Below are 13,106 nucleotides of genomic sequence, written 5' to 3'. Positions count from 1 at the left end.
AAAATTAACATTTTGTGCAATATAAATCGCTCCGATATCGTGCTTTTTTCGCCTAAAAGGAAGGGTTTATGACAATTTATAGAGCAGGAGGGCGGGGCAACATGTTTGCCTATTTCATGATAATTAATTACTTTGGTCACAAACAGAATTTATATATGAAGCACTTACTATTTATTATTTTCATGTCGATGAGCTTATTTTTTACGGCTTGTCAATCCCCAAGTCCAGAGACTTTTTTCGGAAAAGTTGTTTTAAACACAAATCTTGTAGCAGATTTTGCCCCTGAACGCTATGGCAAACAGCTCGAGCAGGAGACCGTTGAATTTGCGGATATGCCCTCCAGTAAGAAAGTAGGCGATGAAGCTCAAAAATCTGTCGGGATCAAAATTCAGGTTGTTGAAAAGGCCTTAAAGGATATTAAGGAATTAAATGTTTCCGATGCCGATGCAAAAGCATTGAAAGAGCAGTCTATTGCATTATTTGAAAAAGTGTTGCCTGTCTATAAAAATGAATATACCGCTTATGCAAAGTTATGTGATGGTAAAGGTTCGGCTGAAGAAAAGCAGGCATTACTCCAAAAGATCGAAAAAAACGATATGCCTTCCATTAACGAGGTGTTTGACAACGTATATGCTTTAGGAAAAGCTTATGCTGAAAAACATAACCTGAATGTTAAGTGGGGAAATTAAGCAGATGAAGGAAACAAGCTTATACAGAAATAAAAAGAAAACAAGTCAGCTATTGTCAATTTCGGGAGGCCTATGTTTGTCGCTTCTGGTCATTTTATTGTACAGTATCGGTTTATTTGATGGTGTATTTAAAGCCAAACCGACAGTTTTCTCTGCAGGAGCATTGCTGGTACTCTTAGTTTTATTGTTTTCCAGCCTACTGAGCCTTCGGGATAAAACAGCGCAAATTGTTTTGAACGACCGCTATTTTCTTGGAAAGACAACACCAATATCGAAAGCTTTTGGCCAAGGCGACTGGCAGGATGTCAAAAGCATCGACTTACAAAAAGTCGGTGGTGATACGATGGTTATTGTTACATTGGGTAATCCCCCTAAATATAAAGAGCAGCTTTCGTCGCTGTTATGGAAAATGGCTTATCAAGAATCCACTCAAGAACTGTGTATCATGTATTCGTCCTCAACTATTGATTTGGAGCCCTCGGAGCTATACCAACTTTTTGTATCCTATTGGAAAGGAGCAAAAGTAATCGATCAATAGCAAACAATTAGGCCATTGCAGACTTTATAGCATCAATCTTCTGTTGGATGATCTCTTTTTCCAATGTTGTTTTAGCCAGGATTTTTGCTTTGTTAAAGTTTGCGATGGCTTTGTTTTTGTCCAGTTCCTTATAGAGTTCACCAAGGAGGACAAAATAAAAGTGATTATCTTCTAGCTGCAGCATTTTTATTTCAGTAAGTGCAGCTCTATTGCCTTTTACTTTATATAGTGCAAATATTCTATTCAATGCAGCTGCAGGTGAATAGTTGACGACTAATAAACGGTCATACCATTGCAGGATTTCGGCCCATTTTTCTGGACTGTCTTCCTTTATACAATGGCATTGCGCAATCTTTGCCTCCAGATGGTAGGATGTGAGTTCGTCTCCCGATGCAGCGTTTTTCAGAAAATAAAGCCCTTGATATATAAGTTCTTGATTCCAGCGCTCCTCATCCTGTTGCTCATACAAAATGAAATCACCTTTATTGGTCAGCCTTGCCTCGAAACGGGAGGAATGAAAACAAATCAGCGCAATAAGCGCATTGGTCTTAGGTGTATTTGTTTTTTCATAAGTCGAAAGCATTAGCGCAAGGCGTAAAGCTTCAATACAGAGCTCCTTTCTTAAAATCTGATTTTGGGTTTTAGAATAATACCCTTCATTAAATAAGAGGTAAATAATATGGAGTACGTTATCGAGGCGTTTAATAATTTCTGCTTCGGAGGGTAGTTCAAGTTTGATTTTTTCTGAACGTAGTTTTTCCTTTGCTCTGAATAGGCGCTTATTGATGGTTTCTTTGTTGGAAAGAAATGCCTCGGCAATTTCGTCTATACCAAAACCACAGAGGATTCTAAGGGCAAGACCTATTTGAGCCTCACTGGCAATTGCTGGCGTGCAGATTGCAAACAGCATTTTTAATTGGCTGTCTTTGATATTTTCCTGCGAGAAATTAAAGTCGTCGAAGTTTTCCGCTTCCAGCTCGCTCTGTCGCACTGCAGGGATGATTTTATCTGTAAATATTTTATTTCTTCGAAATTGGGCCAGTGTCTTTTGTTTTGCAACCGTGTACAGCCAAGCCGTAGGATTTGCAGGAACGCCTTTGGTCTGCCAAGATTCTGTGGCCAATAAGAAAGTTTCGCTGACGATATCTTCAGCGATTTCGATGTATTGAAGACCAAAACTTTTACTGATGACAGCGACTATTTTGGTAAATTCTTGCTGGAAAAGCTGTTTTAGAAAATCCGGATCCATAAGTCTAAAATAGGGGCGGCTGTGCGCGTGTACAGCTGCCCCGTATATGATGATTAGTTGAGCAGTGCACGTATCTCTACACTACCATTAAATTCGAGTATAGGACAGCCATGGGCCAAGGTTGTGGCTTCGTCAAGATCGTCTGCTGCGACGACAATAAAACCGCCGAGTCTTTCCCTAATCTCCACAAAAGGTCCATCCGTAACGATACCGCCTGGCTTTAATACCTTTCCGGCTGGCTCAAGACGGGAGCCATGATCCTTCAGTTTACCTTGCGCATCGATGTCACTAATCCAGTCGTACCATCTTTTGTTTACAGCTTTTGCTTCTTCTTCTGTCAGTTGACTTGGTTCATTGGCCCCCTGACGAAATAATAAGATGAAATCTTTCATTTTTATGGTTTAATCTATCGTATAAATATCGACCTTGTGTTTATGAGGTTGGCTGCACTTTGTGCTGCCCAACTTTGTAGCTTCCTGCTTGTGTGCGGAAGGAAATATTGATCCTGTTATAGGAATTGATCGCTGTAATGGCCAAGGTCAGGTCGATAAGTTCTTCTTCCGAAAATACAGCAGTTGCTTTCGTATAAACCTCGTCCGACACATCACCATGCGTAATTTTCGTCACGGCTTCGGCCCATTCCAGCCCAGCACGTTCACGTTCGCTATACAGAGGTGCTTCCCGCCAGGCATCCAATAAGAACAATCGTTGTGGTTGATCTCCGGTCGCCAGTAGATCTTTTGAATGCATGTCAAGACAATACGCACAGCCATTGATTTGTGATACACGGAAATAAATAAGATGCAAAAGCTCTTGTTCTATCGAACACTTGCTCAGATATGTACCTATTCCATACATTGATTTCATGGCGTTTTGCCCTTTTGCGAAAAAATTGATGCGTTGTTTCATTTTTTTATTGTTTTTAGTGTAACTGATTTACACCACAACAATGCTTGAAGTTAAAGAAATTGGACAGCTTGATCTGTAAATTTTAGACTTAAATTATAAGTAGCTGTATTACAGTTTTTTAATTTGATTATTTCTCTAATAAAATTCTAATAATTTTCTAAAAGATCTCTAACGGATCATGGAGGTAGGAATGCGCACCTTTGCAGGCAAAGGAGGACAAAGAGATGAGTGTTTTTGAATTTGCCATACGATTATTTGTAGCATTGCTTTTGGGGGCTGCCGTGGGAGTAGAGCGCCAATGGCGCCAGAAAAATGCGGGGCTTCGGACAAATACCTTAGTTTCGTTGGGAGCAGCAGCTTTTGTGCTGCTTTCCATAGAAATTGGCGGTGATGCTACCGGACGGATTGCTTCTTATGTGGTCAGCGGAATTGGTTTTCTTGGCGCTGGTGTGATTATGAAGGACGGTTTGAATGTGCATGGTCTAAACACGGCGGCGACGATTTGGTGTTCGGCTGCAGTAGGTGCACTCTCCGGTTTAGGTTTGCATGCCCAAGCATTTGTCGTTGCGCTGGCTATTATTTTTACACACCTAATCTTTCGTCCAATCGGGCAGAAACTGACCTTCTTGACTTTTAATAAATCTGCAGCATCACAAACCGAATATCTACTGACCATAGGCTGTGGGATAGACATCGAAAATCATATTCGTGTTTTATTGATGCAGATGCTGAGCAGTAACGAAAAACTGTTGTTGTCTTCGCTTTCGAGTGACGATACCCTCGCTACAAACGGCGTTGTCATTAGGGCCATCGTTAGAGCCATCGGTCAGCAAGATAGTCTTATCGAACGGATGGCTAGTCGATTGACCATCGAGGAAAGAGTAACAAAAATAAGCTGGGAAATTATAGGTACAGAGTCGGACCTGTAATAAGAATCGGATCTATAATAAGAACGGGATTTACGCAAATTAACATGAAAGGGGCTATAGGGTTATGATTAAAATGAACAATAAAACAACAAAGAATCCATTGCACAATATGATCAGTTCCAATGGAATGAATGTGGGGACCGTGACCAAGTTGCAGGGGGTGGCCAGTCAGGATGAAAAACTTACCTGCGCGATGTTAGAAACGAGCAGAGAGGGGATTACAGATGAAATGGCTAAGGAACGTCAACAGAAATTTGGATTAAATGAGGTGAAACATCAAAAGGCCCCAAAGTGGTACGTGCAGCTATTGAAATCTTTTGCCAACCCCTTTATATATATTCTGTTATTGATTGCCACTGTTTCCTTTATCATCGATGTAGGGCTTCCAGAGGTTGGCGAACGAGATTATAAAACAGTTGTTGTGGTGTCTATTATGATTTTGGTCAGTGCGCTGCTTCGTTTTGTACAGGAGTATCGAAGTAATGCCGCGGCAGAAAAATTAAAAAGTATGGTCAAAACTACGGCAACAGTGTTGCGGAAATTTAAAGGGAAAAGAGAGATTCCTATTGTCGAACTGGTGCCGGGAGATATTGTATACCTTTCTGCTGGGGATATGATACCTGCAGATTGCCGTATTGTTCAGAGTAAGGATCTTTTTGTGAGTGAAAGTATGCTGACTGGAGAGGCGCTTCCGGTAGAGAAGAATTATTTGCCTATCCGGAATGCGGCGGAAAAATCACCTATTGAACTTTGTAATATTTGTTTTATGGGGACCAATGTTGTTAGTGGATCGGCGATAGCCGTGATTGTAACGACAGGAAGCTACACCTATTTTGGGAGTATCAGCAAATCGATTACCGGCGAACGTCCCGAAACAAGTTTTGATAAGGGTATAAATAAGGTGAGTTTCTTATTGATCCGTTTTATGCTGGTCATGGTTCCGCTGATCTTCTTGATCAATGGGTTGATGAAAGGGAACTGGACAGAAGCGCTACTGTTTGCCATTGCTGTCGCTGTAGGTTTAACTCCCGAAATGCTGCCCATGATTGTCACCGCTAACCTAGCAAAGGGTGCTGTCAATATGAGCAAGCGTAAAGTCATTGTCAAGCGGTTAAATTCTATCCAGAATATAGGTGCCATGGATATTCTGTGCACTGACAAAACAGGGACGTTGACATTGGACAAGATCGTCATGGAAAAACATCTTAATGTGTATGGGGTCGAAGATGATGAGGTGCTCAAATGGGCCTATCTCAATAGTTTTCATCAGACTGGTCTCAAGAATTTGATGGATAAGGCTGTGTTGGAACATGCCGAATTGCACGATTACTTGAAAGTGGAGGATCAATATCTGAAAATTGACGAGATTCCATTTGATTTTCAGCGGCGACGGATGTCTGTGGTCCTCAAACAGCATAATGGCAAACATCTACTGATCTGTAAAGGGGCTGTAGAGGAAATGCTTGAGCTTTGTACACACGCTTTTGATCCGGGAGATGACCGTAGTCTGCATGTCGAAAATGACCGTACTGTACCGATGGACGATACGATGCGTAAAATTGTATTGAAAACCTCGAAAAAGATGAATGAGGAGGGATTACGTGTTTTATTGGTTGCCATCCGCGAATTTGAAGGTGCTCACCCCTTGACCTATGCTGTTGCAGATGAAGCGAAATTGACGTTGACGGGATTTATCGGCTTTTTGGATCCGGCCAAACCCTCTTCACAGCCGGCCATTGAATCCTTACAAAAATTGGGAATCGGGATCAAAGTGTTGACAGGAGATAATGAGATTATCACACGCAAAATTTGTATGGATGTCGGCATTCCGGTGGATCGGATTGTCAATGGAAATGAATTAGATAGCATTCCGGACACCGAGTTAAATCAATGTGTTGATGAGGTATCAGTATTTGCAAAGTTGAGCCCTCTTCAAAAAGTTCGTGTTGTAAAAGCATTGCGGGAAAAAGGACATACGGTTGGCTTTATGGGCGATGGTATCAATGATGCGGCCGCACTTAAGGAGGCTGATGTGGGTATCAGTGTGGATACGGCTGTTGACATTACCAAAGAAAGTGCAGATATCATTCTGCTGGAAAAGGATCTTATGGTGCTGCGCAAAGGGGTTATTTATGGACGTCGAACTTTTGGAAATATCATTAAATATATCAAGATGACGGCAAGCAGCAATTTCGGCAATATGTTCAGTATGCTTGGGGCCAGTTCTTTTCTTCCCTTTCTACCGATGCTGCCGGTGCATCTGCTTATTCAAAATCTACTCTACGATATATCGCAGGTATCTATTCCTTGGGACAGCATGGATGAGGAATTTATCGTCGAGCCAAAGAAATGGGATGCTGGTAGTGTCTCTAAGTTTATGTTATTTATTGGCCCCATAAGTTCATTGTTTGATTTCGCCACTTTTGCGGTATTGTTTTTCGTGTTCAAGGCCAATACGGTATCGGATCAAACACTCTTTCAGACTGGTTGGTTTGTAGAGGGATTGCTTTCACAAACATTAATTATTCATATGATCAGGACTAAGAAAATACCCTTTATTCAAAGCTGGGCTGCTGCACCGGTTGTTGCCTTGACGAGTTTAATTATGATTATTGGGGTCGTTTTGCCGTTTACGCCATTTGCCGCTGCCTTAAAAATGGAAGCACTGCCTCTGACTTATTTTCCATGGCTTATCGGCATTTTGGTCTGCTATTGTTTACTTACACAGTGGGTCAAAAATTGGTTTATCCAAAAATTTCATACCTGGTTATAGTTTTAAATTATTGGAGTAAAATGCTGAAATTCATCAACAATAATGTTAATTTTAGACAAATTACTCCAATGAAACTTATAACATATACCCTTGCTATCGCTGGATTGGGCCTGATGGCTTCCTGTGGATCGGGAACTCATAACAGACAATCTGCTGCTGATACTGCTGTGAATGAAAAGTTTAAATCGTATGAGGACCGCTTTATTCAGCAGCTTTGGAAAGAAAATCCGGAATGGGCTACCCAAGTTGGGTTCCATCAGTATGATTCCTTGTTGACAATTCCGGATGCCAATACGCGAAAACTACGTATGGAGTTTTCAAAGCGACATTTGGACAGTCTCAAAAGTTTTGATCTGAGCACCTTGAATCTTTCTCAGCAAACAGATTATCATCTGATTCAAAACTATCTTGAATCCAATGTGTGGTCTATTGAGAAAGAGCGCGCGTATGAGTGGAATCCTTCTTCGTACAATGTTGGGGGGACGATCGCTTTTATGCTTGCTGAGAATTATGCACCATTATCGACCCGACTTAAAGCTATTTATCAACGTTTGACGAAGATTCCAGCCTATTATGAGGCCGCGAAAGGACAGCTTAAAAATCCGGCCTTGGTATTGACCGATTTGGCAATTCAACAGAATTTGGGCGGTTTATCTGTTTTTGAAAGCGATTTACGGGATTCACTGAAAAAATCCGATCTGCCGGCTTCAGAAAAGGAGGCCATCCAGAAGGCTTCGCAACAAGCTATTGCGGCGATCAACGGATATGTTCAATTTTTAAAAGTGACACCTAATCCTTCTCCGCGAAGTTTTAGATTAGGAAAAGAACTTTACGACAAGAAATTTGATTTCGATATCCAATCGGGTTCAACGGCAGAACAGATTTATCAGGCTGCTCTAGCAAGAAAAAGCTATTTACATGGTGAGATGTATAAAATCAGCAAAGAGCTGTGGCCTAAATATTTTGGAAAATCATCCTTGCCGTCAGATAGTTTGCTTGTCATTCGAAAGATGATCGACACCCTGTCTGTCAAACATGTTAAAGCAGAAGAGTTTCAATCCGCTATCGAAGCACAGATACCGAAGCTGGTTGCGTTTGTCAAACAAAAGGATTTATTGTACATCGATGATAGCAAGCCGCTTGTGGTGCGCAAAGAGCCTGCTTATATGGCTGGTGTTGCGGGAGCTTCAATCAGTGCACCTGGTCCATACGATAAAGGTGGGAATACCTATTACAATGTGGGCAGTCTAACAGGCTGGACCAAAGAGGCAACAGAGAGTTACCTTCGGGAGTATAACCATTACATTTTACAGATACTGAATATACACGAAGCTATTCCGGGGCATTACACCCAATTGGTGTATGCGAACCAATCGCCGAGTCTCATCAAGAGTATTTTAGGTAATGGTGCAATGATTGAGGGCTGGGCTGTCTATACCGAACAAATGATGCTCGAAAATGGTTACGGTGACAATGCTCCTGAAATGTGGTTGATGTGGTACAAATGGCATCTGCGTACCGTTTGTAATGCTATACTCGATTATAGCGTCCATGTGAAAAATATGAGTGAAAAAGACGCCATGCATTTGTTGGTTGATGAGGCGTTTCAACAACAGGCCGAAGCAGCCGGTAAATGGAAACGTGTGTCTGTGAGCAGTGTGCAGCTGACGTCTTACTTTACGGGATATAAAGAAATTTATGACCTTAGGGAAGCTGTTAAACAAAAAGAAGGGAAACAGTTTAATTTGAAGGCGTTCAATGAAAAATTCCTAAGTTTTGGTAATTCACCCGTGAAGTATATTCGGGAAATGATGTTAAAATAATTATAAGGAATTCGAGCAATGATAAAGCCACTCAGAGGAGTGGCTTTATTGTTTATCACAGTTTATTGCTCAATGGCGACATCAGCAGTTACCTTGGCAAATTTGTTTCGATAATCTATTGGTGTAAGGCCTGTAATTTTCGAAAAATATCCCGAAAGGCTTTTGTGTCGGTATAGCCTACATCAAACATCACCTCGGAAACGTTTTTTCGTGATGCTTCGAAGAATTTTTTTGCAGCTTCGATGCGTACGCGTTGGAGGTATTCGACAGGCGTGTTGTTGGTTGCTTCTTTGAATCTCCGTTCAAATGTTCGCCGCCCAATATTGACATGATTGGCCAGTTCTTCGACTGTAATTTTCTCCTCGTACTTCTTCTCGATATAGTCTTGAGCTTGTTGGATATCCAGATCAGCATGATTACGTTGGCCTCTGAATATGGCGAATTGCGATTGATTATCCCGGCTGATATCCAGCGCAAAATATTTGGCTATGAGTACGGCTGTTTCCCTGTCGGAATACTTTTCCACTAAATAGAGTATCAGATTCCATAAGCTGCTCGCGCCACCACTGCTGTAGATATTTTCATGTTCAGTGATCACAGCGCCATCCTCAATTTCAATGTGAGGGTATTTTTCCTTGAACTCTTCGATATGTGCCCAGTGTGTCGAACATTTTTTTCCATCTAAAAGACCTGTCTCAGCGAGCAGGAAAGCACCCACACATAGACTGGCAAGACTAGCCCCTTTGTGGTACAGTTTTGTAAAATAAGGGATCGCTTCGGCATTATCACGTATTCCTTTTTCTATGTTGCCAAAAATAGGCGGTATAATAAGCAGATCTGTTTTCTGAACGTCCTGTAATAGCCGGTTTGTCTTGATGGTATACTCCCCGCTATTGGCCGGAACGTAAGTCGTTAAACCTACATATTCGACTTCAAAAATAGGCTGTTTTCCAAAGGCCGTTAGAAATTCATTGGCCGTATGAAAGGTTCTGAATGCAGGGGTAATACCTTCGATAGTGCCGTATTCGGGAACAAAAACAGAGATTTGCATATCATTTTTGGTTTATGACATAAAGGTACAAATAGTTTTTGTCGTAATCTACCCCTAAAGTTGTCGTCTTTGCAACAGCCGCAATGTTTTGATCCTTTGCATCTTTGTTATATCAATATAAACAATAGGAAAACAATGGAAAGACAGACAAAAATTACAGTTGAAGCAACGATTAACGCTCCTGTAGAAAAAGTATGGAAATTATGGAACAGTCCGACGGATATTATGCAATGGAACTCGGCAGACCCGAGCTGGCACTGCCCAAGCAGTGAAAATGATCTTCGCGTGGATGGTACTTTTAAAAATAGTATGGAGGCAAAAGATGGAAGCTTCGGATTTGACTTCGAAGGAACCTACCATACGGTAAATTTATACCAGGAAATTGCATATACCATGGCCGATGGAAGAACTGTAAATACGCTTTTCTCCGAAGCGGAAGGGAAAACCAGTGTGATAACAGTTTTTGATGCGGAACAGGAAAATGATCCTGAATTCCAAAAATCGGGCTGGCAGGCTATTTTAAATAACTTCTTAAACTATGTAGAATCTGCGAATTAGTAATTCAAGGATTCAAGGCTGATTATCACTGAAATTATACACTTACACAAACGACTTATACAATGAAAAAGAACAAAATTGCTTTTTGGATAGCAACGGTATTTATAGTTCTCTGGGAAGGACTGATGCCACTTGGAACACTGTTATTTGCGCCGCAATATATCAATGCGGGCACAAAACCATTGGGATATCCCGACTATTTTGCCTATGCTTTAATTATCTGTAAGCTGTTGGGCGTTATTGCAATTGCAGTACCGCAGGTTCCGACCAAATTAAAAGAATGGGCCTATGCTGGATTGACATTCAATTTAATATTTGCTTTTATTAGTCACGCATGTGTTGACAAAAATGCAGCATTTATGGTGATGCCCATTTTAGTATTGGGGATACTTGCTGTTTCTTATTTCTATCAGGCCAAGATTACTCGTTTAAGCAACAAGGAGACAGTTGGTACAGGAGTATATCATCAGACTTCAGTAGTGTAGCAAGTTTACCGGATTGTATTGGACTGAAAGAATGTACTGAGAGCGAGTAAAACAAAAAATAAGCAATAGTTATTCACTTATAAACAATATAGATATGAAAACGAATCAGGTTTCTTTACATCGAATTATTCAGGCGAGTCCTGAAAAGGTGTTCCGTGCTTTCGCAGATCCGATAGCACATGCCAGCTGGCTGCCTCCTTATGGTTTTGTCTGTACCGTACAGCAAATGGATTTTAAAGTAGGCGGAAGTTTCAAAATGACCTTCATTAATTTTAGTACCGGTCATAGCCATTCTTTTGGTGGTGAGTACCTTGAGATTGAACAAGATACTTTTATCAAGTACGTGGATCGATTTGATGATCCCAATTTACCGGGTGAAATGACTACCACTGTCTCCTTGCGTAAAGTGATGTGTGGTACAGAACTTAAGATTGAACAGACTGGAATTCCTGAGGTTATTCCTGTCGAGATGTGCTACCTTGGATGGCAAGAGTCGTTGGAAAAAATGAGAAAACTTGTAGAGCCTGAAATACCGGATGCATAGCCAATTGATATGATGTTAGTTCAGCCAATGGAACGCTTGCAAAGCGGAATTTTCATTACATTCTCAGGAAATTGTAGAGCGGCACTTACGTTTTATCAGACCTGTTTTGGGGGAACGTTACATTTTGATATGTTCGACCAACCCTTGCAGGGCTGTGCTGAAATGCCTGTAGTGAGTGCCACTCTTATTTCCGGACCTATCGCAATTTACGGCTCTGATTTGGTGCACAACGAGGGACGGAGAGTGGGAAACTACGTCGCTGTGTTTTTGCCCTGTCAGGATATTTCCGAACGTGGGGAATTGATTGAAAGACTTACATCCCAACAAAAAAGAAGAATAGATTTTGATTTGCAGCAGAAATTTATTGAAGTAACTGATTTGTTCAATGTGCGCTGGGTTCTAGGAATTTAGATTCCGCTTTCCTATACATTTGTTTTTTTTGATAAAAAAAAAGCAAATTGGACTTAAAATCAGTGCTATGATCTTTGTAGAAAATGAGTTTGCCCCTTTAAAGAAAGTTATTCTTACGGTTTCTGAATTTGGCTTTCCGGAAATGATGAAGGTTGAAGATCTTCGGTTTTTATCTTCCACTGCGCTGGAGGGAGACGATGCCAATGCAGGAAAAGATTTTGGAGAAGTGTATCCCGAATTGCAAAAGGCATGGGAACAAGAGCGCAATAATTTTGCTTTGCTGTTGGAGAAATATGGCGTTGAAGTGTTGCGGCCACGTAACCTAACAACACTTGAAAAAGTATCCGGAGGAGAACACGGTTATTCTAATTTCTTTGTCCGAGACCCATTTTTCACCATCGGAAATGCCGTTATTGAGGGGTCAATCCGTTTTATGCAGCGCCGCAATGAAATATGGCCCATCCGGGATGTGTTGGAACGTGAAGTTTATCAAAGTGACTGCCTTTATGTGGCTGCGCCAAGACCGCCATGGCGGAGCAGGAGGAGTTGGGATTATGGCATGGCCCTTTTCTAGAAGGAGGCGACATCCTGGTATACGGTAAACATATTTTTGTCGGCAACTCTGGGCTTTCCTCGAACAGCCTAGGGATTAAGTGGCTCTCTAAACTATTACAGCCTTATGGTTATCAGGTTGAAGAGTTGAAACTTCATCCCAATATACTTCATTTGGACTGTGCACTAGGACTGATCCGCGAAGGATTGATGATCGTTTGTGAGGAAGCATTACCCTATGGGATACCCCAAAAACTGAAAACATGGGACAAAATTGTGGTCAATTTGAAGGAGGCGAGCTTGCTAGCAACCAATGGTCTGCCTATTAATCCGACAGTCTATGTGACAGATCCTGTTTTTGGCTATATTGGAGATAAGCTCTCCGCTTGTGGTGTCCATGTTGAATACATTGATTTCCGGATCAGCCGTAGCTTTGGCGGATCCTTTCGATGTAGTACACAGCCATTATTGCGAAGTTTTTAGTAGATCTTTTAATGCTATCTGACCCGCTTGGAGACTCATCTTTTTAAGGTATTTGTCCAAAAGCAAAAACAGTTTTTTTGCCTGCAGATGTGTCCATTGGAAACCTTTCATT

At 41.3% G+C, this 13,106-nt stretch carries 14 protein-coding genes and 1 pseudogene; 11 read left to right on the top strand and 4 right to left on the bottom strand.

From position 1 onward, the window contains the following. Positions 1-155 precede the first annotated feature (155 nt). The gene (locus BV902_RS23025; protein ID WP_157626203.1) at positions 156-689 is read left to right on the top strand and encodes a hypothetical protein; all 534 of its coding nucleotides are present in this window, start codon (positions 156-158) and stop codon (positions 687-689) included. Further along, positions 670-1,227, top strand: coding sequence for a hypothetical protein (locus BV902_RS23020; RefSeq protein WP_075993948.1), 558 nt, complete (start codon positions 670-672; stop codon positions 1,225-1,227). The genes BV902_RS23025 and BV902_RS23020 overlap by 20 nt, the downstream gene beginning before the upstream one ends. Positions 1,228-1,234: 7 nt before the next feature. Here the strand turns inward: BV902_RS23020 and BV902_RS23015 are convergent, their stop codons facing one another. The 3 genes from BV902_RS23015 to BV902_RS23005 are packed head-to-tail and all read right to left on the bottom strand — an operon-like array spanning position 1,235 to position 3,385. Continuing rightward, positions 1,235-2,476 (bottom strand): RNA polymerase sigma factor, encoded by a 1,242-nt coding sequence (locus BV902_RS23015; protein ID WP_075993947.1) that lies wholly within the window; start codon positions 2,474-2,476, stop codon positions 1,235-1,237. Between the two features lie 53 nt (positions 2,477-2,529). Further along, positions 2,530-2,868 (bottom strand): YciI family protein, encoded by a 339-nt coding sequence (locus tag BV902_RS23010; RefSeq protein WP_075993946.1) that lies wholly within the window; start codon positions 2,866-2,868, stop codon positions 2,530-2,532. Positions 2,869-2,908: 40 nt separating this feature from the next. Then, positions 2,909-3,385, bottom strand: coding sequence for a carboxymuconolactone decarboxylase family protein (locus BV902_RS23005; RefSeq protein WP_075993945.1), 477 nt, complete (start codon positions 3,383-3,385; stop codon positions 2,909-2,911). 224 nt (positions 3,386-3,609) lie between these two features. Between BV902_RS23005 and BV902_RS23000 the strand changes: the two genes are divergently transcribed. From BV902_RS23000 to BV902_RS22990, 3 genes are all read left to right on the top strand, one after another. Beyond that, positions 3,610-4,314 carry an MgtC/SapB family protein gene (locus BV902_RS23000; protein ID WP_075993944.1) on the top strand — a complete coding sequence of 235 codons (705 nt, stop codon included), beginning with the start codon at positions 3,610-3,612 and terminating at the stop codon, positions 4,312-4,314. A 73-nt stretch (positions 4,315-4,387) separates the two neighbouring features. Further along, positions 4,388-7,087, top strand: a complete 2,700-nt coding sequence (gene mgtA, locus BV902_RS22995; protein ID WP_216640403.1) for a magnesium-translocating P-type ATPase — start codon at positions 4,388-4,390, stop codon at positions 7,085-7,087. Between the two features lie 68 nt (positions 7,088-7,155). Beyond that, a complete protein-coding gene (locus BV902_RS22990; RefSeq protein WP_075994945.1) occupies positions 7,156-8,910 on the top strand; it encodes a DUF885 domain-containing protein in 1,755 nt (584 codons plus the stop codon). 62 nt (positions 8,911-8,972) lie between these two features. Here the strand turns inward: BV902_RS22990 and BV902_RS22985 are convergent. Beyond that, positions 8,973-9,961 (bottom strand): annotated as a pseudogene (locus BV902_RS22985) (GlxA family transcriptional regulator). A 135-nt stretch (positions 9,962-10,096) separates the two neighbouring features. Here BV902_RS22985 and BV902_RS22980 point away from each other — a divergent pair. The 6 genes from BV902_RS22980 (at position 10,097) to BV902_RS27860 (ending at position 12,994) form a co-directional block, all read left to right on the top strand. After that, entirely contained in the window at positions 10,097-10,519 is a 423-nt protein-coding gene (locus tag BV902_RS22980; RefSeq protein ID WP_075993943.1) for an SRPBCC family protein, read from the top strand. Between the two features lie 62 nt (positions 10,520-10,581). Then, a complete protein-coding gene (locus tag BV902_RS22975; RefSeq protein ID WP_075993942.1) occupies positions 10,582-11,004 on the top strand; it encodes a DoxX family protein in 423 nt (140 codons plus the stop codon). Positions 11,005-11,098: 94 nt separating this feature from the next. Continuing rightward, positions 11,099-11,548, top strand: coding sequence for an SRPBCC family protein (locus tag BV902_RS22970; RefSeq protein ID WP_075993941.1), 450 nt, complete (start codon positions 11,099-11,101; stop codon positions 11,546-11,548). Positions 11,549-11,557: 9 nt separating this feature from the next. Then, positions 11,558-11,959: a VOC family protein gene (locus tag BV902_RS22965; protein WP_172840735.1), complete on the top strand. Its 402-nt coding sequence runs from the start codon at positions 11,558-11,560 to the stop codon at positions 11,957-11,959. Positions 11,960-12,026: 67 nt separating this feature from the next. Next, on the top strand, positions 12,027-12,533 hold the full coding sequence (locus BV902_RS27865) for a hypothetical protein (protein ID WP_216640402.1): 507 nt from the start codon (positions 12,027-12,029) through the stop codon (positions 12,531-12,533). Then, positions 12,488-12,994, top strand: coding sequence for a dimethylarginine dimethylaminohydrolase family protein (locus BV902_RS27860; RefSeq protein WP_216640401.1), 507 nt, complete (start codon positions 12,488-12,490; stop codon positions 12,992-12,994). Before BV902_RS27865 ends, BV902_RS27860 begins: the two co-directional genes overlap by 46 nt. The last annotated feature ends 112 nt before the right edge of the window (positions 12,995-13,106 follow it).

The organism is Sphingobacterium sp. B29, from assembly GCF_001952815.1.
GTDB lineage: Bacteria > Bacteroidota > Bacteroidia > Sphingobacteriales > Sphingobacteriaceae > Sphingobacterium > Sphingobacterium siyangense.
Note: the sequence above shows the minus strand (reverse complement) of the source record. Positions and strands in the feature narration are given on the sequence as shown.